Annotated in this window: 23 protein-coding genes; 17 read left to right on the top strand and 6 right to left on the bottom strand. The window is 68.2% G+C overall.

Going from position 1 to position 21,849, the window contains the following annotated elements:
• Positions 1–28: 28 nt before the first annotated feature.
• The 8 genes from LOZ83_RS40430 (at position 29) to LOZ83_RS18620 (ending at position 5,723) form a co-directional block, all read left to right on the top strand.
• Positions 29–1,369 carry a phenylacetate--CoA ligase family protein gene (locus LOZ83_RS40430; RefSeq protein WP_236792067.1) on the top strand — a complete coding sequence of 447 codons (1,341 nt, stop codon included), beginning with the start codon at positions 29–31 and terminating at the stop codon, positions 1,367–1,369.
• A gap of 2 nt (positions 1,370–1,371) precedes the next feature.
• Positions 1,372–1,860 (top strand): MaoC family dehydratase, encoded by a 489-nt coding sequence (locus tag LOZ83_RS18650; protein ID WP_236792066.1) that lies wholly within the window; start codon positions 1,372–1,374, stop codon positions 1,858–1,860.
• Positions 1,857–2,417, top strand: coding sequence for a MaoC family dehydratase (locus LOZ83_RS18645; protein ID WP_236792065.1), 561 nt, complete (start codon positions 1,857–1,859; stop codon positions 2,415–2,417). The genes LOZ83_RS18650 and LOZ83_RS18645 overlap by 4 nt, the downstream gene beginning before the upstream one ends.
• Positions 2,414–2,608: a ferredoxin gene (locus tag LOZ83_RS18640; RefSeq protein ID WP_236792064.1), complete on the top strand. Its 195-nt coding sequence runs from the start codon at positions 2,414–2,416 to the stop codon at positions 2,606–2,608. The genes LOZ83_RS18645 and LOZ83_RS18640 overlap by 4 nt, the downstream gene beginning before the upstream one ends.
• On the top strand, positions 2,605–3,747 hold the full coding sequence (locus tag LOZ83_RS18635) for an FAD-dependent oxidoreductase (protein WP_236792063.1): 1,143 nt from the start codon (positions 2,605–2,607) through the stop codon (positions 3,745–3,747). The genes LOZ83_RS18640 and LOZ83_RS18635 overlap by 4 nt, the downstream gene beginning before the upstream one ends.
• Positions 3,744–4,529, top strand: coding sequence for an SDR family NAD(P)-dependent oxidoreductase (locus LOZ83_RS18630; protein ID WP_236792062.1), 786 nt, complete (start codon positions 3,744–3,746; stop codon positions 4,527–4,529). Before LOZ83_RS18635 ends, LOZ83_RS18630 begins: the two co-directional genes overlap by 4 nt.
• Before the next feature lie 143 nt (positions 4,530–4,672).
• On the top strand, positions 4,673–5,221 hold the full coding sequence (locus LOZ83_RS18625) for an NAD(P)H-dependent oxidoreductase (RefSeq protein WP_308190239.1): 549 nt from the start codon (positions 4,673–4,675) through the stop codon (positions 5,219–5,221).
• The gene (locus tag LOZ83_RS18620) at positions 5,214–5,723 is read left to right on the top strand and encodes a flavin reductase family protein (protein WP_236792060.1); all 510 of its coding nucleotides are present in this window, start codon (positions 5,214–5,216) and stop codon (positions 5,721–5,723) included. Before LOZ83_RS18625 ends, LOZ83_RS18620 begins: the two co-directional genes overlap by 8 nt.
• A gap of 170 nt (positions 5,724–5,893) precedes the next feature.
• Here LOZ83_RS18620 and LOZ83_RS18615 read toward each other — a convergent pair whose 3' ends face one another.
• Both LOZ83_RS18615 and LOZ83_RS18610 read right to left on the bottom strand, forming a co-directional pair.
• Positions 5,894–6,358, bottom strand: coding sequence for a VOC family protein (locus LOZ83_RS18615; protein ID WP_236792059.1), 465 nt, complete (start codon positions 6,356–6,358; stop codon positions 5,894–5,896).
• Between the two features lie 89 nt (positions 6,359–6,447).
• Entirely contained in the window at positions 6,448–6,933 is a 486-nt protein-coding gene (locus LOZ83_RS18610) for an Lrp/AsnC family transcriptional regulator (protein WP_236792058.1), read from the bottom strand.
• 123 nt (positions 6,934–7,056) lie between these two features.
• Between LOZ83_RS18610 and LOZ83_RS18605 the strand changes: the two genes are divergently transcribed.
• The 4 genes from LOZ83_RS18605 to LOZ83_RS18590 are packed head-to-tail and all read left to right on the top strand — an operon-like array spanning position 7,057 to position 13,067.
• Entirely contained in the window at positions 7,057–10,542 is a 3,486-nt protein-coding gene (locus tag LOZ83_RS18605) for an indolepyruvate ferredoxin oxidoreductase family protein (protein WP_236792057.1), read from the top strand.
• Positions 10,543–10,553: 11 nt separating this feature from the next.
• Entirely contained in the window at positions 10,554–11,726 is a 1,173-nt protein-coding gene (locus tag LOZ83_RS18600) for an acyl-CoA dehydrogenase family protein (protein ID WP_236792056.1), read from the top strand.
• A 29-nt stretch (positions 11,727–11,755) separates the two neighbouring features.
• The gene (locus LOZ83_RS18595) at positions 11,756–12,253 is read left to right on the top strand and encodes a MaoC family dehydratase (RefSeq protein ID WP_236792055.1); all 498 of its coding nucleotides are present in this window, start codon (positions 11,756–11,758) and stop codon (positions 12,251–12,253) included.
• Positions 12,246–13,067, top strand: a complete 822-nt coding sequence (locus tag LOZ83_RS18590) for a CoA ester lyase (RefSeq protein WP_236792054.1) — start codon at positions 12,246–12,248, stop codon at positions 13,065–13,067. The genes LOZ83_RS18595 and LOZ83_RS18590 overlap by 8 nt, the downstream gene beginning before the upstream one ends.
• A gap of 136 nt (positions 13,068–13,203) precedes the next feature.
• Here the strand turns inward: LOZ83_RS18590 and LOZ83_RS40760 are convergent, their stop codons facing one another.
• From LOZ83_RS40760 to LOZ83_RS18580, 3 genes are all read right to left on the bottom strand, one after another.
• The gene (locus LOZ83_RS40760; protein ID WP_374202674.1) at positions 13,204–13,431 is read right to left on the bottom strand and encodes a nuclear transport factor 2 family protein; all 228 of its coding nucleotides are present in this window, start codon (positions 13,429–13,431) and stop codon (positions 13,204–13,206) included.
• Positions 13,432–13,621: 190 nt separating this feature from the next.
• Entirely contained in the window at positions 13,622–13,819 is a 198-nt protein-coding gene (locus tag LOZ83_RS18585) for a MerR family DNA-binding transcriptional regulator (protein ID WP_236792053.1), read from the bottom strand.
• Positions 13,803–14,120, bottom strand: a complete 318-nt coding sequence (locus tag LOZ83_RS18580) for a helix-turn-helix transcriptional regulator (RefSeq protein WP_236792052.1) — start codon at positions 14,118–14,120, stop codon at positions 13,803–13,805. The genes LOZ83_RS18585 and LOZ83_RS18580 overlap by 17 nt, the downstream gene beginning before the upstream one ends.
• A 62-nt stretch (positions 14,121–14,182) precedes the next feature.
• Here LOZ83_RS18580 and LOZ83_RS18575 point away from each other — a divergent pair, with 62 nt between their 5' ends.
• A complete protein-coding gene (locus LOZ83_RS18575; RefSeq protein ID WP_236792051.1) occupies positions 14,183–14,695 on the top strand; it encodes a nuclear transport factor 2 family protein in 513 nt (170 codons plus the stop codon).
• A gap of 127 nt (positions 14,696–14,822) precedes the next feature.
• Positions 14,823–15,497 (top strand): class I SAM-dependent methyltransferase, encoded by a 675-nt coding sequence (locus tag LOZ83_RS18570; RefSeq protein ID WP_236792119.1) that lies wholly within the window; start codon positions 14,823–14,825, stop codon positions 15,495–15,497.
• Positions 15,498–15,509: 12 nt separating this feature from the next.
• Here the strand turns inward: LOZ83_RS18570 and LOZ83_RS18565 are convergent, their stop codons facing one another.
• Positions 15,510–16,325, bottom strand: a complete 816-nt coding sequence (locus tag LOZ83_RS18565) for a formylglycine-generating enzyme family protein (RefSeq protein WP_374202673.1) — start codon at positions 16,323–16,325, stop codon at positions 15,510–15,512.
• Between the two features lie 387 nt (positions 16,326–16,712).
• Between LOZ83_RS18565 and LOZ83_RS18560 the strand changes: the two genes are divergently transcribed.
• The 3 genes from LOZ83_RS18560 to LOZ83_RS18550 all read left to right on the top strand — a co-directional run bounded on the left by LOZ83_RS18560 (position 16,713) and on the right by LOZ83_RS18550 (position 21,835).
• A complete protein-coding gene (locus tag LOZ83_RS18560; protein WP_236792050.1) occupies positions 16,713–18,080 on the top strand; it encodes an NtaA/DmoA family FMN-dependent monooxygenase in 1,368 nt (455 codons plus the stop codon).
• Positions 18,077–19,537, top strand: a complete 1,461-nt coding sequence (locus LOZ83_RS18555) for an aldehyde dehydrogenase family protein (RefSeq protein ID WP_236792049.1) — start codon at positions 18,077–18,079, stop codon at positions 19,535–19,537. Before LOZ83_RS18560 ends, LOZ83_RS18555 begins: the two co-directional genes overlap by 4 nt.
• Before the next feature lie 75 nt (positions 19,538–19,612).
• Positions 19,613–21,835 (top strand): arylsulfatase, encoded by a 2,223-nt coding sequence (locus tag LOZ83_RS18550; protein ID WP_236792048.1) that lies wholly within the window; start codon positions 19,613–19,615, stop codon positions 21,833–21,835.
• Positions 21,836–21,849 lie beyond the last annotated feature (14 nt).

Below are 21,849 nucleotides of genomic sequence, written 5' to 3'. Positions count from 1 at the left end.
GGGACGTCAACGAAGACAGGAGAAGACCGTGACTCCCACCACTCACCCCACTTCACCATCCGCCGGACCGGGAACACCCGGCCGGCGGGAGATCGAGCACTGGCAGACCGAACACCTGGCCGGCACCGCCGAACACGTCATCGGGCGCTCCCCGTACTGGGCGCGGCGCTTCCGGGAGGCCGGGATGTCGGCCGCGAACGTGCGGACCCCCGCCGATCTGTACCGGTGCCCGACTCTCACCAAGCGTGACTACATCCAGGCGCTCGAGGAAAGTCCCGGAGATTACGGGGGATTGCTGACCGCCGGCGTGCGTGAAATCGGCGAGTCCGGTGCCCTGATCTACCACACGACGGGCACCTCAGGGATGCAGGGCCGTTTCATCAACACGCACGAAGGCTTCGGCGTCTTCGGTGCCCAAGGTTCCGGACTGCTGCGCGAAGCGGGCGCGCTGCCGGGAGATTTCGTGTTGTTCAATTTCCCGTTGTCCCTGTGGGCGGCCGGCTGGGGCCTCTACTACGGTGCCCGCCGGCTGAACTGCACTGTCATTCCCGCCGGTGCGCCGCTCGACACCGCCGCCCGCATCCAGCTCCTGAAGGACTACCGCCCCAGTGTCGTCGCGCTGACCCCCAGCTATGCGCTGACGCTGGGTGCCGCGCTCGCCGCGGCCGGGGTCGAGCCGGCGGCGTGCGGGGTCAAAGGGCTGCTGATGGGCGGGGAGACGTTCTCCGCGAGCAAACGCGCCCGGATCGAAGACCTGTGGGGAATCCCCGGTGGTACCCGGGATTTCTACGGGATCAGCGAAGGCGGCCCGCTGTTCGCGGTGGAGTGTTCGGCGCAGAACGGGCTGCACCTGTTCGAGCGCGACACCATCCACCAGTTCTGGAACCCGGAGCGGAACGAGCCCGCGGCGCCCGGCGATCTCGCCGAACACGTCTTCACCAGTATCAGCCAGCGCACGATGGCGACCTGGTTCAACTTCCGCACCCGCGACGGCGCCGTCTACACCGACGAGCCGTGTGCCTGCGGCAATCCCGGCCGTCGCATGTGGATCAAGGAGCGACTGGACGACATGGTGAAGGTCCGTGGCGTCAACATCTTCGCCTCCGCGGTGGAACAGATCCTTTCCGGCGTCGGCGGCGCTTCGCCTCAGTTCCGGCTGAAGGTGGAACGCGTCGACGAGCACGACATCGTGACCGTCGAGCTGGAACCGTTGCGGGGTATGGATCATCGGGACCTGTCCGGGCGGGCCGCGGCCGCGTTGAAGACCGCCATCGGCACTCGGCTGGACGTGGCCGTGGTCGACCCCGGAACGCTGCCCACGACGGAGCTCAAGGCACGCCGCTGGCTGGACCTGAGGCCGAAGGACTGACCATGACACTTCAGCCCGATCAGCAGGCTCCGCCCTACTATTTCGAGGATTTCACCGAGGGCAGGGTCTTTTCCCACCACTGGGGCCGGACGATCACCGAGTCGGACGCGACGACGTTCGCCACCCAGACCCACCTCTACGAGCCGGCCCTGTTCAACCGTGCCTACGCGACACACCTCGGGGAAGACCGGTTGCCGGTCAGCGGCCTGCTCGTGTTCTCGATCGTGCTGGGGCTCAGCGTCGCCGACCTGTCCGAGTCCGGGGGAACCTTCCTCGGTGCCGACGACATCCGGTTCACCACAACGACACATGTCGGCGACACCGTGTACGCCGCCAGCACGGTCGAACAGCGCCGGACCTCCGCGAGTCGCCCCGGCTGGGGCGTGGTGCGGTGGCGCACCGCCGCCGCCAACCAGAACCACGAGCTGGTGCTCAGCTACACCCGGACGAGCTTGGTCCGGTTCCGCGCCGCCGATGCGGGTCGCTCATGAGCATCACCAGTCCCACCCGGTACCACGAGGACTACACCGTCGGGCAGCGGTTCGCGCACCGCCGCGGCCACACGGTTTGCACGGCGGACAACCAGGGGCTGTCCCTGCTGACGATGAACACCGCGCAAACGCATTTCAACTCCGATTCCCTCACGTCCTATATGGACGGTGCGTTTCCGGCTCCGCTACTCAATGCCTGCGTCGCGCTGGCCCTGGCGGTCGGCCTGACGAGTGAGGAGATGAGCGAGAACTCCCTGGGCGATCTCGGCTACCTCGAGTTCCGGATGCCCGCCCCGGTCTTCACCGGCGACACCCTGTACGCGGCCAGCGAAGTGGTCGCCGTGGACGAACCGAGCCCGCGCGCCGGCGCCGGTGTGCTCACCTACCGGATCGTCGCGACGAAACCGGGCGGGACCACCGTGGTCACTGTGACCCGGCGGGTGCTGATCAAACGCCGATCGCACTGGGGCGCGGCGGACGCGGCCCTGTCCCGCAGCACCGCCGAGCCGGCCGTCGCCCACCTGCGGGCGTGGTCCGAGGAAGGAACCGCATCATGAAGATCGTCGTGGACCGCGACCTGTGCGAGAGCCACGGTCAATGCGAGTACGTCGCGGCCGAGGTCTTCCACCTCGATGACGACGGCGAAGTGCACCTCGCCGCCACCGTGCCCGAGGACCTCCGGGCCAAGGTCCAGCTCGCCGCTTCCGTCTGCCCGGCCCTCGCCATCCGGATCGAGGACGAGTCGTGAGCATCCGGCACGTGGGGATCGTCGGCGCCTCCCTCGCCGGGCTGCGCAGCGCGATGGCGCTGCGCGCGGCCGGGTTCGACGGGACGATCACCCTCGTCGGGGACGAGAACCACCAGCCCTACAACCGTCCCCCGTTGTCGAAACAGTTCCTCACAACCGACCTGGCGCCTTCGGAGCTGACCTTGCCCCGGCCCGGGGACCTGTGCCTGACGCTGCGTCTCGGCACCCGCGCACTTGCCTTGCATCCGGGCGAACGGAGGATCGACACCACGGACGGACCGGTGACCGGCCTCGACGCGGTGATCGTCGCTACCGGCGCCCACGCCCGGCGTCTCGACCTGCCGGCACTGGCCGGCGTGCACACGCTCCGCACCGTCAACGACGCGCTCGCGCTGCGCGGCAGCCTCGCGCGCGGCGGGCCGGTGGCAGTCCTCGGCGCCGGGCTGATCGGTCTCGAGGTCGCCGCCAGCTGTCGTGAACTGGGCCTCGAAGTGCACGTCATCGACCCCGCGGCAACGCCGATGCGGCGCGCCGCCCCTGCCCCGATCGGCACCATGATGGGCGAGCTCCACCGCGGGCACGGCGTCCACCTGCACCTGGGTGCCGCCGTGGACCAGGTGCGCGGCGGACCGCGGGTCCAGCAGATCACCCTCGACAACGGGCGGCGCCTCGACCTCGACACCCTCGTGGTGGCGGTGGGTTCCGTCGCCGCGACCGAGTGGCTGCGCGGATCAGGCCTCGATCTCACCGACGGGGTCGCCTGCGATCGGTTCCACCGGGCCATCGGTTTCGAGGGCCGGGTGTTCGCCGTCGGCGACGTGTGCCGGATCACCGAACGCGGTGAACACTGGACCGCTGCCGCCGAGCAGCCGGCCCGGGCCGTGCGGACCCTGCTCCACGGGCCCGACCCGGCCGAACGCGCCGGCGTGCCGTCCTTCTGGACCGAACAGTTCCAGCACAAACTCCAGGTGATCGGACGCCCGCACCTGGCCGACGCGCACGCCGTCGAACACCGTTCCGGCAACCCCGGCTGGACCGTCACCTGGACCCGCGGCGGCGAGCTCGTCGGGGCCGCCGCGCTCGACATGCCTGGCCGCGTCGCCGCCACCCGGCGCGCACTGGCGGAGGCCGCGGCATGACCACGATCGCGCCCGGCCACGGCGGTCTGCCGCTGGCTGCCCTGCTGGACCTGTCCGGCCGGATCGCCGTCGTCACCGGGGCGGCCAGCGGGATCGGGCGTGCTTGCGCGGCCAGGCTGGCCGAAGCCGGCGCCACCGTCTATCGCGCCGACATCGCGCACCGGCGGCAGCCCGTTCCGCCGGATCCCCGGCAGATTCCGGTCGACCTGGACGTCACCGATCCGGGCGCCGTCTCCGCGCTGTTCGCGCGTGTCCACGACGACCACGGCCGGCTCGACATCCTGGTGAACTCGGCCGGGGTGTTCCCGCGCGCCGGCCTGCTGGACATCTCGCTGCGAGAGTGGCGGCGGGTGCACGCGATCAACGTCGAGGGCGCGCTGCTGTGCACCCAGGAAGCCGCCCGGTTGATGGCCGGTCACCGGCACGGAGTCGTCGTGAACATCTCCTCGACCGTGACCGACCGGGTCAATGGCAACGCCGCACACTACCGGGCCAGCAAGACCGCGCTGCTCAGCCTCACCCAGAGCCTCGCCGCCGAACTCGGTCCGCAGGGGGTCCGCGCGGTCGCGGTGTGCCCCACCTTGACCCGCACCGAGGGCGTTGCCGCACTCGCCAGCGGGGGAGAGGCGACGGGCCTGGACAAGTTCGGCGCCCGGCTGCCACTGGGCCGGGCGGCGGAGCCGGACGACGTGGCGCGGGCGGTGCTGTTCGCCGTCAGCCCGATGGCCGGGTTCGTGACCGGCAGCGCGATCTACGTCGACGGCGGGGAACTCGCCCGGTGAATGCCGCGTGGAGATGAACAGGACGTGATCAGCTTCATTGCGGGGCAATCGGCAGCTGGCTATAGTGACCCCTAGACGTAAGACGTCCGCCGGGCTCGCGACACAAACCGTGGGTCCACCCCCCTTTATCGTTGACGCGTCGAATGCCGGCGCGAAAAGGTGTAGATGGCGGTGAAATGCGTCTCGCTGTTCTAGTGGGAAATCCCAAGCCCCAGTCACGGACCCTGACGGTCGCGCAGCTCGTTGCCGAGCGTGTCGCCGACGTCGTCGGGGCGACCCACGAGCTGACCGTCGATCTGTCCGGCTACGCACGCGACCTCTTCGAATGGCCGCATGCCGAGCTGGCGGAACTGGCGGACAAGCTCGCCGCGGTGGACTACCTCGTGGTGGGCACGCCGACCTACAAGGCGAGCTATACAGGCCTGCTGAAGGCCTTCCTCGACCGCTACCCCAGCGGTGGCCTGGCCGGGGTCACCGCGATCCCGATCATGACCGCGAGCGATGCCATCCACGGGCTCGCCGTGGAGTTCACGTTGCGCCCGCTGCTGGTCGAGCTGGGTGCCTCCGTCCCGACGAAGGGCCTGTGCTTCCTCACCGCCCAGATGGAAGCCGCCGAGTCCGTGGTGGACGAGTGGGTGGCGGCGAACCGGCACAGCCTCGACCCGAAGAGCGTAAGGAGTATCGATGGTTGACACGCAGTCCAGCGCCCCCGCCGAGATCGACGCGGCCCTTTTCCGGACGGTGCTCGGGCACTTCTGTTCGGGCGTGACGATCATCTCCGCGTTCGACGGCAGCAAGCCGATCGGCTTCACGTGCCAGTCGTTCTTCAGTTTGTCGCTCGACCCGGCACTGGTCGCCTTCTCCGCGAGCAAAACCTCCACGAGCTACCCGCTCATCCGGGACATCGGCGAACTCGTCATCAACATGCTGGCCAGTGACCAGCACGAGGTGAGCAACGCGTTCGCGAAAAGCGGTACCGACAAATGGGCCGGTGTTTCGTGGCAGCCGGGGCCGGTGCTCGGGCACCCGGTGATCGAGAACGCGCTCGCCGCGCTCGAATGCGAGATCGAGCAGGAGATCGAAACCGGCGACCATTTCCTTGTGGTGGCAAGGGTTCGGCATCTCGAAGCGGCCTCCGAGCGCCGGCCACTGCTGTTCTTCCAGGGCGGCTACCACCGTCTGGAAGGTCACTGAGCGTCCACCGTCGTGGGGGGGGGGGGGGGGGGGGCCCCCCCCACCGGTAGGCCCCGCGGGTAAAGGCCGCGGCGACAGGGGGGGGGGCCCCCGGCGGTTTCTCCCAGGGCCCCCCCCCCGGGGTGGGGGGCGGGGGCCGGCCCGCCCCCACGACGTTTCGCCGCGGCGGATCAGGCCGGCGCGTCCTGCGTGGCGGCCACGAAAGCCTCGGGTCCCTGCTCCGCCGCCGCCGGGTTCATCCACATGACCTGCCAGCCGTGACCGTCGAGGTCGAAGAAGCTGCGTGAGTACATGAAGCCGTAGTCCTCGGCGTCATCAGCCTCGGTACCACCCGCCGCGAGCGCGGCGGCGCTGACCGCGTCGACCTCCTCGCGCGACGACACGCTGAAGGAGTACAGCGCCAGCGCGTGCGTGCGGGGATCGGCAATCGGCAGCTTCGAGAACTCCGCGAACTTCTCGCGGCTGAGCAGCATGACGAAGGCCTGCTCGCCGACGAGCATGCAGGCGGCGGTCTCGTCGGTGAAGTTCGGGTTGTAGCTGAACCCGAGCTTCGCGAAGAACGCCTTGCTGCGCTCGAGGTCCGCTACGGGGATATTCACGAACAGCATGCGGCCGGCGTGCGCGGGAGTGGTCATGGTGGGTCTCCAGTCGGTGGCTCGATGGCGTACGTCCGGGTAGACCCGCGTGGCCGGCGGAACTCATCGGTGCGTCGGCGAACCCGGGCTCAACCGCCGGTGCTTTCGCGCCGCAGTCCTTCGAGGAGCGGGTGCACCCGGCGGGAGATGCGTTGCCGCAGCACCGTTTCACTGCGCGTTCGCTGCACGCCCGGCACAGTCAGGATGCGCTGGATGACCTCTTCGAGGTTCTCCGGTCCCCGGGCGACGACGACGCACAGCATGTCGCTGTCGCCGGCGGTGGAGTCGGCTTCGATGACCTCCGGGATCTTCCGCAAGCGCGCGGTCACATCATCGAGGACGCCCTGGGACAGGCTGATCCGCACGTAGGCCTTGGTGGTGTAGCCCAGGGCCGCCGGATCGATCTCGGGGCCCCACTGGCTCACCACGTTCAGCCGCCGCAGCTTGTCCAGCCGGGCCTGGACTGTGCCGCGTGCGACCTGCAGCTGGCGGGCGTACTCCCGCACGCCCGCGCGCGGTTGCTCGACCGCCAGCAGCAGGATTCGCAGATCCAGTGGATCGACATCGTTCCGCATGGTCACTCCGTTCTATGCCATTGGCCCAATATTTACATGACTTGTTGTCGGAAGGTCAGTTCTCGTTCTCTAATTTGGACCATCGGCACCTGCTGAGCTGGAGGTTGGTGGGCCATCGTGTCTGTGAGTTCGACGCAGCCGACCGTGCGGGTCGGCCTGTCGCTGGGCGATCGCTACGTCGCGACGGCGGGAAAGGCGCAGCTGACCGGTATCCAGGCGCTCGCCCGGTTGCCGATCGACCAGCACCGCCGTGACACCGCGGCCGGGCGCCGGACCGCCACGTTCATCTCGGGGTACGAGGGCTCACCGCTGGCCGGCTACGACCTCGAACTCGGTCGCATCCGCGAGCTGCTCGAAGCGAACGACGTGACCTTCAAGCCAGGGCTCAACGAGGAGGCGGCCGCGACGGCCGTCCAGGGCAGCCAGCTGGCCAACACGTTCGAAGGCGCCAACCGTGACGGCGTCGTCGGGATCTGGTACGGCAAGGCACCCGGACTCGACCGCGCCACGGACGCGATCCGCCACGGCAACCTGATGGGCGCTCATCCCACCGGCGGCGCGCTGGTTCTCGTCGGTGACGATCCCGCCGCGAAGTCCTCCAGCGTGCCGTGCTCGTCGGAGTTCGCCCTCGCCGATCTCGCGATCCCGTTCCTCTACCCCGCGGACAGCCAGGACATCCTCGAACTGGGCCTGCACGCGATCGAACTCTCCCGCGCCAGCGGCCTGTGGACCGGGTTGAAGATCGTGACGGCCGTCGCCGACGGATCCTCCACCGTCGACCTGAGTGCCCTCGACCAGCCCGGCGCCCTGCCCGCGCTGCCGCCGGGTGCGAAGAAGCACGTGCCGACCGCTCACTTGCTGCAGCCCACACTCGGGCCCCTGGAACGAGATCAGCTCACCACCCGGTTGCGCATCGCCCGTGAGTACGCGGCGCTGAACGGCCTCAACAGGATCGTCGGCCGTGGCGAGGGGGACCGGATCGGTATCGTCGCCGCCGGCCGCACCTGGCAGGACCTGCAGGCCACGCTGCGCAAGCTGGGACTCGACCCGGCCGACCTCGGCTCCAGTCCGGTGCGCCTGCTGAAGATCGGCATGCCGTGGCCACTGGAACCGGACGTGGTCACCGAATTCGCGGCCGGACTCGACGAAGTGCTTGTCCTGGAAGAAAAGCGGGCGTTCATCGAGACCGCTTTCCGCGACATCCTGTACGGCGTTCCGGGCGCGCCGAGGATCACCGGGAAGTCCGATCCGGACGGCCGCGACCTGCTCCCGTCTTGGGGCGAGCTGGACGTCGACGTGCTGGCACCCCGGGTCTACCGCCGCCTGTCGGCCCACGGCCTCGCGGTCGCCGACCCCGACCGCGAGCCGTCCAGGCCCGCGGGCCGGACGATGCTGCCGATGGCCGCCAGCGCCAAGCGCGCGCCGTACTTCTGCTCGGGATGCCCCCACAACGCCTCCACCAAGCCCTCGGGGGACTCCCTCGTCGGCGGCGGGATCGGTTGCCACGCCATGGTTCTGCTGATGGACGAGGCCCAGGTGGGAACGGTCACCGGCCTGAGTCAGATGGGCGGCGAGGGACTGCAGTGGGTCGGCATGTCCCCGTTCCTCGACCGCGACCACTTCGTGCAGAACCTCGGGGACGGCACGTTCGACCACTCCGGGTCGCTGGCCATCCGCGCGGCCGTGGCCGGCGGCGTGAACATGACCTACCGGCTGCTCTACAACTCCGCCGTCGCCATGACCGGAGGACAGCAGCCGGCGGGCGCCATGTCCGTGGAGCGCATCATCGCGGTGCTGCGCGCCGAAGGGGTCGCCCGGATCATCGTCACCACCGAGGATCTCAAGCGGTACCGGCGCATCCAGCTGCCGTCCGATGTCGTGGTGTGGCACCGGGACCGGATCGACGAAGCACAGCGAGAGCTGGCCGCCATTCCCGGGGTGACCGTGCTGATCCACGACCAGGAGTGTGCGACGGAGAAGCGTCGCAAGCGCAAGCGCGGCCAGCTGGAGACCCCGGAGTCCCGGGTCTTCATCAACGAGCGGATCTGCGAGGGCTGCGGCGACTGCGGCAGCAAGTCCAACTGCCTCTCCGTCCAGCCGGTCAGCACCGAACTGGGACGCAAGACCCAGATCCACCAGTCCTCGTGCAACGTCGACTACAGCTGCCTGAAGGGGGACTGTCCCGCCTTCATGACGGTCACTCCACGCGAAAAGTCGGCGGCACAGTCCACTCTGCCCGCGTTGACCCCGGAAGACGTCCCGCCGCCGTCCCCGGTTGTTTCCACCGACGAGTTCGGCGTCCGGCTGACCGGGGTGGGCGGCACCGGTGTCGTCACGGTCTCGCAGGTGCTCGCCACCGCCGGGCTCCTCGCCGGCTGGACCGCGCGGTCACTCGACCAGACCGGACTGGCGCAGAAGGGTGGTGCGGTGGTGTCCGACATCCGGTTCCACCGCACGGAGAACGGGGACTCCAGCAAGCTTTCCCAGGGTGCGTGCGATCTGTATCTGGGCTGCGACGTGCTCGTCGCCGCGGATCCGGTCAACCTCGGGGTCGCCTCGGCGGATCGCACGGTGGCAGTGGTGAACACGGCGGAAGTGCCCACCGGCCGGATGGTTTCCGATGTCTCACAGGACTTCCCCGACGTCGACGGTCTCGTCACCGCCATCGCCGGGCGGGTCCGCGGGGACGCGGAGTTCTTCGATGCCGGTGCGACGGTGCTCGCGCTGTTCGGGGATGACCAGTCCACCAACATCTTCTTGGTCGGCGTGGGCTTCCAGAAGGGGGCCATCCCGCTGCCGAGTACGGCCATCGAGGAAGCGATCCGGCTCAACGGTGTCGCTGTGGAGAAGAACCTGCAGGCCTTCCGCCGAGGGCGCCAATACGTGGCCGACCCCGCCGGGCTTCGTGCCGCCGTCGAGGCGCACGAGGCCGGTCCGGCGGACCGGTGGGCCGCGCTACCCGGTGAGAGCGAACTCGACCGGATCGTTCGCACCCGCGGCGAGGATCTCGTGGCCTACCAAGGCACTCGTTATGCGCAGCGCTACCGCGTCGCCGTCGAGGCCGTTCGTGCCAAGGAGGCGTCAGTACTCGACGGTTCGACGGCGCTGGCCGAGGCCGCCGCCCGGTACCTGCACAAGCTGATGGCCTACAAGGACGAGTACGAGGTCGCCCGGCTGGCGCTCGATCCGGCGATCGACGCCGAACTCGCGTCCCGGTTCGGCGACGGCGCCGTGGCGGCCTGGCATCTGCACCCTCCCGTGTTCAAAGCCATGGGCATGGACCGCAAACTGCGGCTGGGGCCGTGGTTCCGGCCCGCTTTCAAGGTGCTGCGCGGGATGCGGCGAGTACGCGGCACCCGATGGGACCTCTTCGGCCGGGCCCGGGTGCGGGTCGTCGAACGCGAATTGATGCTCGACTACCTGAACCTGTTGCAGCGCTTCACCAACGAGCTCACCCCGGACAACCATGCCACCGCGATCGCGCTGGCCGAGCTGCCCGATGTGGTGCGGGGCTACGAGGACGTCAAGCTCGGCAACGTCGCCCACTACCGCGAGACACAGGCCGCGCTCCTGCGGCAGTTCGACACCGCGCTCGATCGGTCGGTCTGAAGGAGAACCCGGTGTCCAGCACCTTCGCGCTTTCGCGCGAGCACGAGGAGTTCCGCCACGTCGTCCGGGACTTCGCCGAGAAGGTCATCGCGCCGCACGCCGACCAGTGGGACCGCGACCACCACTTCCCGGTGGACGTGGTCGGGCAGATGGGCGAGCTGGGGCTGTTCGGTCTGACCGCGCCCGAGGAGTACGGCGGAGCCGGTGGCGACTTCACCTCGCTGTGCGTCGCCATCGAGGAACTCGGCCGGGTCGACCAGTCGATGGGCATCACCCTGGAGGCCGGGGTGGGCCTCGGGATCAACCCGATCCTGACCTACGGCACCGCGGCGCAGAAGGAACGCTGGCTCCCCGACCTGGTCGCGGGACGAAGCCTGGCCGGCTTCGGGCTCACCGAGCCGGATGCCGGGTCCGACGCGGGCGCGACCAAGACCCGGGCGCAGCTGCAGGGTCAGGAGTGGGTTGTCAACGGGGCCAAGCAGTTCATCACCAACTCCGGGTCGAAGATCAGCTCCCTGGTGACCGTCACGGCCCGCACCGGCACCCGGGCGGACGGCCGCCCCGAGATCAGCGCCATCATGCTGCCCACCGGCACTCCCGGCTTCGTCGCCGAGAAGGCCTACGACAAGCTCGGCTGGCACGCCTCCGACACCCACCCGCTCACCTTCACCGACTGCCGGGTTCCCTTCGATCACCTGCTGGGCGAGCGCGGCCGTGGGTATGCGCAGTTCCTGGCCACCCTCGACGACGGGCGGGTCGCGATCGCCGCGCTGGCGGTGGGCTGCATCCAGGCCTGCCTGGACCATTCGCTGGCCTATGCGCGCGAGCGGCAGACCTTCGGCGGCTCGATCGGCCGCAAGCAGGGTGTCGCATTCCAGATCGCCGACCTGGAGGTCATGGTCCGGGCGGCCCGGATGCTCACCTACCAGGCCGCCGCGATGAAGGACGCCGGCGCGCCGGTGCCGGTGTTCAAGCAGGCGGCGGCGGTCGCGAAACTGTACGCGACGGAGTCCGCGGTGACGGCGACCCGGATCGCCACCCAGGTTTTCGGCGGTTATGGCTTCATGGAGGAGTACCCGGTCGCGCGGCTCTACCGGGACGCCAAGATCCTGGAGATCGGCGAGGGCACCTCCGAGGTCCAGCGCCTGCTCATCGCCCGGGGCCTCGGCCTGCCGGTCGAATGACACAACCGAGCCGGAAAGGGGTACAGACGATGGCCGAAACCGAGGACACGCCACGGCGCACCGTGGTGCAGCGGGGCCTGTGGTTCGAGGAGTTCGAGGTCGGCACGGTCTATCAGCACCGGCCCGGCCGCACCGTGACCGAGGCGGACAACGTGTTGTTCACGACGCTGACCATGAACACCCAGCCGCTGCACCTGGACGCCCACGAAAGCGGGCAGCTGGCCCCGTTCCACGAGCGCCTGGTGAACTCGATGTTCACCCTTTCCACCCTGGTGGGGCTCTCGGTGGGGCAGCTGACGCAGGGCACCGTCGTGGCCAACCTGGGTTTCGGCGACGTGCGGTTCCCGGCGCCCGTGCGGCACGGCGACACCCTGTACGCCGAGACACTGATCGTCGACAAGCGCCCCTCCGCCAGCCGGCCGGGCGAGGGCGTGGTGACCATGGAGCACACCGGGCGCAACCAGCACGGCGAGATCGTGGCGATCGCGACGCGCAAGACTCTCGTCAGGATGGCGCCCGATGCCTGACTGGCTGCCCGGACCGGCCTGGCTGTTCTGTCCCGCCGACCGGCCCGACCGCTACCCCAAGGCGCTCGCCGCGGCGGACGTGGTGATCCTCGATCTGGAGGACGCGGTCGCGCCCGCGCGCAAGCCCAGCGCCCGCGACGCGCTTCGGGATCTTGCGTCGACCGGGGCGCTGAACAGGGATCGGACCGTCGTCCGGATCAACGGCCCCCTGACCGCGGACCACGGCGAAGACCTCGGCCTCGTCGCGGAGCTGCGGCTCGACCGCGTCATGCTCGCCAAGGCCGAACACCCGCGGCAGGTGTCGGCGATCGACGCCGGTGTGATCCCGCTGGTAGAAACTCCGAGCGGTGTGGAACAGGCCGGTGCCCTCGCCGAAGAAGGCAACGTCATCGCGATGATGTGGGGGGCGGACGATCTCGTCGCCGGGCTGGGCGGAACGTCCAGCCGGCACGGCGACGGCACCTATCGTGACATCGCGCGGTACGCCAGATCCAGGGTTCTGATGGCGGCGAAGGCCTGTGAGCGGCTTGCCCTCGACGCCGTCCACATGGACATCGACGACGTCGACGGGCTGGCGCTGGAGAGTGCCGACGCGGTGGCCGTCGGCTTCGACGCCACCGTCGCGATCCATCCCCGCCAGGTCGAGGTGATCCGGTCGGCCTACCGTCCCGCGCCCGAGCAGGTCGAGTGGGCCCGCCGGCTGCTGGCGCACGTCGGCGACGACCGTGGGGTGACCACGTTCGAAGGCCGCATGGTGGACGGCCCGATCTTCAAGCAGGCCGAGCGGGTGCTCCGGCTGGCCGCCATCACCTGAACCGGCGCCTATCCCTGTGCGGGTGTCACGGTCTGTGTCCGGTGCTCGACAGCCGAGACGATCGTTGCCGTTCGACGGTCGATTTTCCAGCCTTCGGGCTTGCGGACCAGTTCGTCGTCGTAGAACCCGTCGACCTTCAGGACCCTCTCCGGATCGTCGCGATCGATCTGCAGGACCGCCGAAGCGTAGGAGCGTGAAAACCGACGAACGCGTCGATACCGGCCCAGTGCCCGACCCCGGGATATTCGGCTCGGACGTCTGTCGTGAACGCGGCTTCGATAACCGACCAGTCTCGCCGATCGATGCCCGTGGCATAGCTGACGAGAACATCGGAAATCTCCCCCGCGTCGCGGGAAACGGTCATTCTTCGTGCTCCGATGGTCAGGGCGTCATCGCGGTGACGCCGGGGTGCGAAGAGAGCCTAAAACCTGACATGTATGTCAGAGGCAAGGGCCTGTGTCGCACACCACGGCGCGCCCCTCAAGGACCGGCATGACTCCTCAGCAGTGCGTCCAAGGTGTCGTGGGCGTGCAGAAGCTTCTCCGCCGCGGCGGTCAGGCGGTCGCGCTCACGTCGCATCGTCGCCATCGCATGCTGTGTGGTCCGGTGGCTCGGACTGTCCACACACGGCATGAGTTCGCGTAGTGCCGTTGTCCGCTCGGTGCGCGGGTACTGGTCACGAGCCCTTGCTGCTCGTAGTACCGCAAGGAGCGGACCACGGATCCGGCCGCGACGCTACACCGTTGCCCCATGGCGGATCAGGTCCAGCAGTCCGGGGAAATGTTCCTCGAGTTCGGCGCGGCGCAGGACGGGGAGCCGGTGCGTGCCCTCGGTCTGGCAGACGGTGATGCCCGCGCTCAGCAGCTTCGACAGATGGTAGGAGCACGTCGACGCCGGTAGCTCGACCAGTTCGGCGATCTGCCCGGCCGTGCGCAGCTCGCCGTCGAGTAGCAGCCGGACGATCGCGAGGCGGCTGTCGTCGCTCAGCACGTCGAACACCTTGCCCAAGCTGGGGAAGGGAACGGGAGACGATGTGCGCGGCCTGGTCGCCATGGTCACCATGCTAGCATCCTGACTATATTTCCAAACACTTGGAAAGACTGAAGGGAAGCATGATGACCGACCAGGACCGCGTCCAGTACCTGCTGGACCGCATCGAGATCCAGGACAAGGTCGCCCTCTACGGGCTGGGACAGGACCTGCACCAGGCCGACAGCGGCGACGCCAACGTGCTGGCGCAGTGGGGTGAGCTGTTCGCACCCGACGCCAAGATCGACGCCACCGACGGCGCGGACAAGATCTTCGAGCTGGACGAGTACGCGGAGTTCATGCGCGGGCCGGGACTCGTGGGTGGCACCGAAGGACTCGGCTATTCCTTCAACGCCTGGCAGCACATCGAGGGACACGCGACGGTGACGATCGACGGCGACACGGCCCACTCGATCACGCCGCACCTGCACACGCACGCCAACCGCGACGGATCGAGCAACACGTTCGCGGTCGGCTACTGGCACGACGACTGGATCCGCACCCCGGACGGCTGGCGGATCTCCTACCGCCGGGTGGAGAACCTCTACTTCCACACCTTCCCGGTCGCCGCAAACCCGCAGATGGTCCGCGGCCTCTGACCTGCACCGGATGGGCGGCGATCCCGGGTCGCCACCCTCCGGGCAAGCTAGGCACGTGGGCGGAACAGAGCTCTACGACGAAATCGGCGCCGGATACTCGCTGGGCAGGCGGACCGACCCCCGGTGGATGACCCCCATCCTCGCCGCGCTCGGCAGCGCCCGCGTCATCGCCGACGTGGGCGCGGGCACCGGCTCCTACGAGCCGCGGGATCGAGCGGTGCTCGCTTTCGAACCGTCCATCGAGATGATCCGTCAACGACCGCTCGGCGCGAGCCCTGCCGTTCGCGCGGTCGCCGAGGCCCTGCCAGTCCGCGACCAGGCCGCCGACGCCGCGCTGGCCGTGCTCACCGTGCACCACTGGACCGACTGGCGAGCCGGGCTCGCCGAACTCCGCCGGATAGCGCCGCGTCAAATCGTCCTCGCCTACGACACACGCCGGCACACCGAATTCTGGTTCGTCCGCGAGTACGTGCCCGAGATCGCCGGCCTGGAACTTGCGCGCCCCTCCGCGGCCGACATCGCGAACGAACTCGGCGCCTCCGACGTCACGCCCCTGCCGCTGCCCTGGGACTTCACCGACGGGGTGTTTCCCGCTTACTGGCGACGCCCGGCCGCCTATCTCGATCCCGGCGTTCGCCGCGCTTGTTCCGCGCTCGCTCAGACCGACCCCGACGTCGTCGAGCGCGGGATACGCCGCCTCCGTCGAGACCTGCGCAGCGGGCGGTGGCACGAACGACACCATGACCTGCTCGAACTCGACCAGTGGGACGCCGGGTTCCGGCTCATCGTGTCGCAGAGCTGAAGCAGCCCGGCGTCAGACGTCGGCGGCGGTGCGGAAGCCGGTGTTGCCGCTGGAGCTGTCGGGGGTGTTGCGGGTGCGGGCGGCGACGCGGTAGCGGTTGCAGTAGGACTCGTGGCACAGGTACGAACCGCCGCGCATGGCGCGGTGGGTGGGGCCGAACGGGTCCGCGCACCACTCCCACACGTTGCCCGACACGTTGTACAGGCCGAAACCGTTGGGCGCGAACGCATCGACGGGCGCGGTGCCCGCGTGGCCGTCTTCTTCGGTGTTGTGCACGGGAAAACGGCCCTGCCAGATGTTGCACCGGTGCTCACCGCCGGGTGTGAGCTCATCGCCCCACGGGTAGCGTGCCTGGTCGAGCCCGCCGCGGGCGGCGTACTCCCATTCGGCCTCGGTGGGCAGGCGGCGCCCGGCCCAGTGGCCGTAGGCGACGGCATCGTTCCAGGACACGTGCACCACCGGGTGGTCCTGGCGCGCCTCGACATCGCTGCCCGGGCCCTCCGGCGCGCGCCAATACGCGCCCGTCACACCCAGCCACCACGGTGCGTGCTCCGGCCGCGGCGCACCCCGGCGCAAGGCGGCGGGCACGAACTTCGCGAACACATAAGTCCAGCCGAACGCCTCGGCCTCCGTGCGGTACCCGGTCGCGTCGACGAACTCGGCGAAGCGAGCGTTGGTCACGGCGTAGGCGTCGATCGCGAACGGCGCCACGGTCACCTCGCGCACCGGGCCTTCGCGGTCGTCGGGGAACCCGTCCGCGGCATCGGTTCCCATCCGGAAGGTGCCGCCCGGCAAGGTGATCAGCCCGTCGGTGTTGGTGGGGCCCACGCCGGGAACGTCGACGGCAACGCGGGCCTCGCCGGGTGACCGGGACGGTGGGCAGCAGTGGGACACAGCGGTGGAACCTCCTGGCTGAACAATAGCCGCACCGGCCATCCCGACGAAGAGGACACTTATTTTCTGGGTGGGTGTTACGTGCGAACGCGCCGGGTCAAGCATGCGTTCAACGCATGATATCGGCTTTGACATGCATTGGACACCATGAAGATTCGGCGGTTTCATGGAGTGACCAGGATAAGGACACTCTTATGAGGGGCGGCGAACACACTGTGACGATGGCCAGGGTCGCGGGCTCCCGCTCGCGGACCGGCCCGGCGCAGGACCTCCGGCCTGAATCGTGCCCACGCCGCCTTCCAGCACATGAGGAGATAAGCCATGGACCACCGTGATGGCCAGTTGAGCCTGGTGTTGTTCTTCAATCCGGTTGGTCGTTTCACGCATAGTTGGCGGCGGCGTGAGAGTGGCGTTGAGGATTTGCTGGGTTTGGAGATGGCGGCGTATTCGGCGCGGCGGGTGGAGGAGGCGAAGTTCGATGCGATCTTTATTTCGGACAAGGCTTCGTTTGATGATGACCCGGTCAATCCGGATTTGTGCCCGTATGAGCCGCTGACGACCCTCGGTGCGCTCAGTGCCGTGACCCGCAACGTGGGCCTCATTGCCACCGTGTCGACCACGTTCACCGAGCCGTACAACACTGCCCGGATGATGGCGCAGCTCGACTTTTTGTCGAAGGGCCGGGTCGGTTGGAATGTGGTGACGTCGTATTCCGGTGCCCAGAATTTCAATGCGACCATGCCGGCGAAGGCGGAGCGCTACGCGCAGGCACAGGAATTCCTGGACGTCACCCAGTTGCTGTGGGATGCGTGGGATGACGATGCGGTTGTGATGGACCGTGAGCGTGGTGTCTGGGCCGACGAGAGCAAGATCCACCACCCTCACTTCGAGGGCCCCCGCTTCAAAGTCCGTGACGCGCTTACGATGCCGCGCTCGCCGCAGGGCCGTCCCGTCATCGTCCAAGCTGGACAGTCGGAGGACGGCGTCAACTTCGCCGCCCGCAATGCCGAGGTCGTCTTCGCCTCGCAGAGCAACATCGAAGGCGGGACCGCCTTCTACGCCAAGCTCAACAGCCGCGTCGCCGAGTTCGGGCGTCCACAAGGGTCAGTCAGGATTCTTCCCGGACTCATCCCCGTGGTCGGCGAGACGCAGGCGGAGGCCGACGAGATCGCCGAGATGCTGGCCGATCTCATCACCGTCGAAGTTGGCCTCGCCGATCTCACCTTCCAGCTCATCGGCGCCGACCTGACCGGTCTCGAACTTGATGAGCCGATTCCGGTGGAGCGGCTGCCGAGCCTGGAGGAGGCTGCGCGCAGCACGATGCTCAACGCGAGCCGGTATCCGAACATGTATCGGATCATCACCGAGGAGAAGCCGACCCTGCGTCATCTGATCCGCACGCGGACCAAATCGGCGAGCCACCAACTCCTGCGGGGTACCGCGAGCAGCATCGCCGACGAGATGCAGAAATGGTACGACCAAAGGGCCTGTGACGGCTTCACCATCACCCCGCCCTACATGAACGAAGGGCTGGACCGGATCTGCGATCTGCTCGTTCCCGAGTTGCAGGACCGCGGGATTTTCCGCACCGAATATGAAGGGACGACGCTGCGCGACACGCTGGGCCTCGAACGGCCGGCTCCGGTCCGCGCGGTCGAGCCGTCGCTCGTCCTGGCTCAGCAGTCGTGACCGGGATCGACAAGACCCTGTTCACCCGGGACAAGCTCTTCATCGGCGGTGAGTGGGTCGAACCGTCGACCGAGGCGCGGATCGACATCATCAATCCCTACACCGAGGAGATCATCGGATCCGTTCCCGAGGCCGGTAAGGGCGACGTCGATCGTGCGATCGCGGCCGCGACCGACGCGTTCGCGAACAGCCCCTGGCGCGGCCTGACCTTTGTGGAGCGGGCGGAATACCTGGAGCGGCTCGCCCAAGAAATCGAAAAGCGCACTGAAGATATCGCCACCGTCCATATCAACGATTTCGGTGGTCTTCACGGTGCCGGGACAATGCTGGCGGCCCGCGGGGCGGCCATTGTGCGGAGTTACGTGCAATTCGCTCTCGAGCTTCCGAAGGGAATTGATCGCCGGCGGGTCGGGGCCGTCGAGGCGCTCGTCGTGCACGAGCCGGTGGGGCCGGTGCTCGGGATCGTCCCGTGGAACACGACGTTCGCTATCACCCTGGTCAAGCTCGCGCCCGCACTGCTGGCCGGCTGCCCGGTCGTCATCAAGATCGCGTTCGAAAGCCCGCTGAACAGTTTCCTCATCGCGGACGCGATCGAGGCGGCCGGTATTCCGAAGGGCCTGGTGAGTTTCCTGCCGGCCGACCGCGGGCCGGTGGAAGGCATCACCTCGCGGCCCGAGTTCCGGCACATCTCCTTCACCGGCAGCACCGCCGCCGGAATCGGGATCATGAAGGACGCGGCCGAGAACGTCACCGACGTGACTCTTGAACTCGGGGGCAAGTCGCCGGGAATCGTCCTCGACGACCTGGACCCCGCGAAGGACGCGCACGTCGTGTTCGCCGGGACGATGAGTCAGGCCGGGCAGGTCTGCACGACGTACTCCCGGCTTTTCGTGCCCAGGGCGCTGGAACAGGAGTGGCGCACCGCGCTCACCGAGTTCTACTCGTCCCTTGTCCTCGGCGACCCGGGCGACCCCGCCACCCAGGTCGGACCGCTCGTCGCGGCAGCACATCGGACCAAGGTCGAGAACTACATCCGGATCGCGCGCGAGGAAGGCGCCACCATCCTCACCGGCGGGCGCCGGCCGGAGTCGCTGCCGTACGGCTACTTCGTCGAGTCGACGCTGGTCGCCGACGTCCACCCGGACATGCGGATCGTCCGGGAGGAGGTGTTCGGGCCGGTCATCACCTTGCAGGCCTACGACACCCTCGACGAGGCGATCGAGATGGCCAACGACACCGAGTACGGCCTCGCCGCGGGCATCTTCACCCGCGACGAGGAACGCGGGCTGTCGGTCGCGGGCCGGATCGAGGCGGGCACCATCACCCTCAACATGGGCGGGGCGTGCCTGCTGGTGCCCTTCGGCGGCTACAAGAAGTCCGGCCTCGGGCGGGAGGGCGGCATCGAGTCCGTGCTGGCCCTGCTGGAGATCAAACAGATCCAGGTCGGCCGGGTCTGAGCGGAAAACGGCAACGTTAAAAGGATACTGTGTAGCACTGGCGCGCAGGGTATCGCTTGGTGGAGAGTGAGAGGCATGACGATAGAGGCAACTGATCATCAGCGTGGCTATCAGGGCAAGATCGGCCGTTACGTGGCCGACTCGCAACCGTGGTGGCCCACGCCGCAGCTGCCGCCGGACGGGAGTCCGGACATCGTCTACCTCGTTCTCGACGATGTGGGGTTCTCCGACCTCGGGTGCTACGGATCGGAGATCCCGACCCCCAACATCGACGCGCTCGCGCGGGGCGGCCTGCGCTACACCAACTTCCACGTGACGCCGTTGTGCTCACCGACCCGCGCGTGCCTGCTCAGTGGCCGCAACCACCACTCGGTGGGGATGGGCAGCCTCACGGCCTATGACACCGGTTTTCCCGGCTACCGCGGTGGCATCAGCCGGGCCGCGACGCTCGCGCCAGAGTTGTTGCGCGACTACGGGTACAACACGTTCTGCGTCGGCAAATGGCATCTGACGCCCGCCGACGAGGCCACCGTGATCGGTCCCTACGACCAGTGGCCACTGGGCCGCGGATTCGACCGGTTCTACGGCTTTCAGGATGCCGAAACCGATCAGTTCTCGCCGACGCTGGTCGCCGACAACCACTCCGTCGAACCTCCGCGCGACGAGAACTACCACCTGACGAACGACCTCATCGACCGGTCGATCGGGATGATCCGCAACCAGGTGTCCCTGGCACCGGAGAAGCCGTACTTCCTCTACTTGGCGCTCGGCGCCGCGCACGCCCCGCATCAGGCTCCCGACGAGTACCTCCAGCGGTTCCGAGGGGCCTATGACCAGGGGTGGGACGAGATCCGGCGCGCCCGCTTCGAGCGGCAGCGTGAGCTGGGTATCCTGCCGGAGGGAACCCAGCTGGTCGACCGGAACGACGGGGTCGAGGCGTGGGCGGACCTCAGTGCGGACGAGAAACGCCTGATGGCCCGGTTCCAAGAGGCCTATGCCGGGATGCTGAGCTACACCGACGACCAGATCGGCCGGCTCGTCGCCGAACTGAAACGGCTCGGCCGGTTCGAGAACACGCTTTTCCTGTTCATTTCCGACAACGGGGCCAGCCAGGAGGGCGGGCCGGGCGGCGTCGTGGACAACACCCACTTCGTCAACGGCATCACGCCGACGCTCGAGGAGTCGCTGGCGAGGATCGACGAGATCGGTACCCGCCGCGCCCGCAGCCTCTATCCGTGGGGCTGGGCACAGGCCAGCAACACGCCGTTGAAGCGCTACAAGCAGAACGCCCACGCCGGTGGGGTCCGGGTGCCGTTCATCGTTTCGTGGCCGGGCAAGATCGCGGAGTCCGGTGGCGTCCGCACTCAGTTCCATCACGCGATCGACGTCATGCCCACGACTCTGGAAGCCCTGGGCCTGAAGGCGCCGGAGACCTATCGGGGCGTCGAGCAGATGCCCGTGCACGGCACGTCGATGCTGTACACCTTCGGCGACGCGGCGGCTCCGACGAGCCACCGCACGCAGTACTTCGAGATGATCGGGCACCGCGGGATCTGGCAGGACGGCTGGAAGGCGGTCGCGCATCACCCGCAGGGCACCGACTTCGACGAGGACCAGTGGGAGCTCTACCACGTCGACGAGGACCTGTCCGAGGCCGTCGATCTCGCGCAGGAGCATCCGGACAAGCTGAAGGAAATGGTCGAGCTGTGGTGGTCGGAGGCCGAGAAATACGGTGTGCTGCCACTGGATGACCGGTGGACCAAGCTGCTCGGCGTCCAGCAGAACCGCAAGCCCGGTGCCTCCGCGGGCAAGACGTCCTTCCGGTTCCACAACGGGATCAGCCACGTGCATCACCGCGGCGCGCCGAGGCTCGTCCGCCGCTCTTACGACATTGACGTGACCATCGATGAGTTTTCCAGTGCGCACCACGAAGGCGTGCTTGTGGCACACGGCAATATCGCCTCGGGCTACGTGATCTATGTGCGCGACGGAAAGCTGATTCTCGACTACAACTACTTCTCCGAGCACACGGTCGTTTCCTCCGCGCCGATCCCCGAGTCGGCCACCACATTGAGTGTCCAGTTCCGCAAGAACGCCGAAGACAACGGCGGAATCATCACCTTGCTCGCGGACGGTGTCTCCCTGGGACAAGGAGCGCTGGAGCGCACGATGCCGGTGATGATTTCCTGGACCGGGCTGGAGATCGGCGGTGACCGGCTCGCGCCGGTCTCCGACGCTTACACCGCACCGTTCGAATTCACCGGCGTGATCCACACGGTCGATTTCGACCTGCTGTGAGGACCCGCGGCGGC

The organism is Amycolatopsis sp. GM8 (assembly GCF_021653975.1).
Taxonomy (GTDB): Bacteria; Actinomycetota; Actinomycetes; order Mycobacteriales; family Pseudonocardiaceae; genus Amycolatopsis_E.
The sequence above is the reverse complement of the archived record's forward strand: the minus strand, read 5'-3'. Positions and strand labels throughout refer to the sequence as shown.

Coding starts and splice junctions, on each gene's coding strand:
- LOZ83_RS18620 (WP_236792060.1), top strand. CDS start 5,214: ATGGTTGACACGCAGTCCAGCGCCCCCGCCGAGATCGACGCGGCCCTT.
- LOZ83_RS18595 (WP_236792055.1), top strand. CDS start 11,756: ATGGCCGAAACCGAGGACACGCCACGGCGCACCGTGGTGCAGCGGGGC.
- LOZ83_RS18580 (WP_236792052.1), bottom strand. CDS start 14,120: ATGGCGACCAGGCCGCGCACATCGTCTCCCGTTCCCTTCCCCAGCTTG.
- LOZ83_RS40760 (WP_374202674.1), bottom strand. CDS start 13,431: ATGACCGTTTCCCGCGACGCGGGGGAGATTTCCGATGTTCTCGTCAGC.
- LOZ83_RS18585 (WP_236792053.1), bottom strand. CDS start 13,819: ATGGGGCAACGGTGTAGCGTCGCGGCCGGATCCGTGGTCCGCTCCTTG.
- LOZ83_RS18560 (WP_236792050.1), top strand. CDS start 16,713: ATGGACCACCGTGATGGCCAGTTGAGCCTGGTGTTGTTCTTCAATCCG.
- LOZ83_RS18550 (WP_236792048.1), top strand. CDS start 19,613: ATGACGATAGAGGCAACTGATCATCAGCGTGGCTATCAGGGCAAGATC.
- LOZ83_RS18645 (WP_236792065.1), top strand. CDS start 1,857: ATGAGCATCACCAGTCCCACCCGGTACCACGAGGACTACACCGTCGGG.
- LOZ83_RS18650 (WP_236792066.1), top strand. CDS start 1,372: ATGACACTTCAGCCCGATCAGCAGGCTCCGCCCTACTATTTCGAGGAT.
- LOZ83_RS18615 (WP_236792059.1), bottom strand. CDS start 6,358: ATGACCACTCCCGCGCACGCCGGCCGCATGCTGTTCGTGAATATCCCC.
- LOZ83_RS18640 (WP_236792064.1), top strand. CDS start 2,414: ATGAAGATCGTCGTGGACCGCGACCTGTGCGAGAGCCACGGTCAATGC.
- LOZ83_RS18630 (WP_236792062.1), top strand. CDS start 3,744: ATGACCACGATCGCGCCCGGCCACGGCGGTCTGCCGCTGGCTGCCCTG.
- LOZ83_RS18590 (WP_236792054.1), top strand. CDS start 12,246: ATGCCTGACTGGCTGCCCGGACCGGCCTGGCTGTTCTGTCCCGCCGAC.
- LOZ83_RS18575 (WP_236792051.1), top strand. CDS start 14,183: ATGACCGACCAGGACCGCGTCCAGTACCTGCTGGACCGCATCGAGATC.
- LOZ83_RS18625 (WP_308190239.1), top strand. CDS start 4,673: ATGCCGGCGCGAAAAGGTGTAGATGGCGGTGAAATGCGTCTCGCTGTT.
- LOZ83_RS18610 (WP_236792058.1), bottom strand. CDS start 6,933: ATGCGGAACGATGTCGATCCACTGGATCTGCGAATCCTGCTGCTGGCG.
- LOZ83_RS18570 (WP_236792119.1), top strand. CDS start 14,823: ATGACCCCCATCCTCGCCGCGCTCGGCAGCGCCCGCGTCATCGCCGAC.